The organism is Halorubrum sp. SP3 (assembly GCF_005435195.1).
In the GTDB taxonomy this organism is placed as follows: domain Archaea; phylum Halobacteriota; class Halobacteria; order Halobacteriales; family Haloferacaceae; genus Halorubrum; species Halorubrum sodomense.
In genome coordinates this window covers 1-822 of sequence record NZ_SGTU01000170.1, presented here as the reverse complement: position 1 = coordinate 822, position 822 = coordinate 1, and the positions used below count along the sequence as shown (strand labels likewise).

The window sequence follows — 822 nt, the reverse complement described above, 5'->3', positions numbered from 1 at the left end:
GAAACCGTTGAAAAGATTCAGGACGGTCGCCTCGACCCGACTGCTCGAATTGATTTCATACCGGGAGGGGTTGATCCCATTAAACATCCACTCACCGGCCACAAAACACCGATACTCCAAGACCCCGACCGGACATTTACAGAATGGATTAATACTCAACCCTTCATATTCCGAGGGAGACGTTTTGGACGGGTTGGTGAGCCCCCTACTGATGAAGACTTAGATGGAGGAGTTAATCAGTAAATTGTACGCCTAGAGACACACCATTAGATAACAGAGTGGAACCGCCATGACATAGAGAGGGGATTCACGAATCTCTCAGTACAAGTGATGAGAACCAGTAGATGGTCCGACTACTCTGCTATTGAACCCTAGCTTACGAAGATGATCGAGGCACGAGTCGGAGAGGCCCTGCGGACATAGAAGACGAACTCAGAGGGCTACAGTCTAGCACGCCGTAATTTGGCCAGTTCACCGCCAGATTTTTACACCGTTTCCTAATAGGAATCGTATGCCTAATAGGAAAGAGTCGATCTCAATAGAGTTACAGTATCCGTTTCCGGAGGATCGGGTATTCCGATACCAGGCAATGCAGGACGTTCTCAACGTTCTCATAGATCAGCCGTATGCGACATACTCGATGAGCGAACTCGCAAGCCTCACAGGGGCAAATAAGGGAACGATCTCAAAGGCGGTGACATTGCTTTCCGAGCTTGATGTCATCGAGATCGCACCAGATGGGCGGACTCAGCAGGTCCAGATTAACCGTGAACGGCTCACAAAACCAGATCCAATTCTCTCGATCCCGCAGAGCGAGTTCCA

General features: G+C 49.6%; 2 protein-coding genes. Both read left to right on the top strand.

The window, feature by feature from the left end; all coding sequences use genetic code 11:
• Nucleotides 1-243: hypothetical protein (locus tag EXE42_RS19705; protein ID WP_206750743.1), on the top strand; the 243-nt coding region annotated here is incomplete at its 5' end.
• A gap of 268 nt (nt 244-511) precedes the next feature.
• Nucleotides 512-822 (top strand): helix-turn-helix domain-containing protein (locus EXE42_RS16075; RefSeq protein WP_241988419.1); only part of this gene is annotated, 311 nt, incomplete at its 3' end.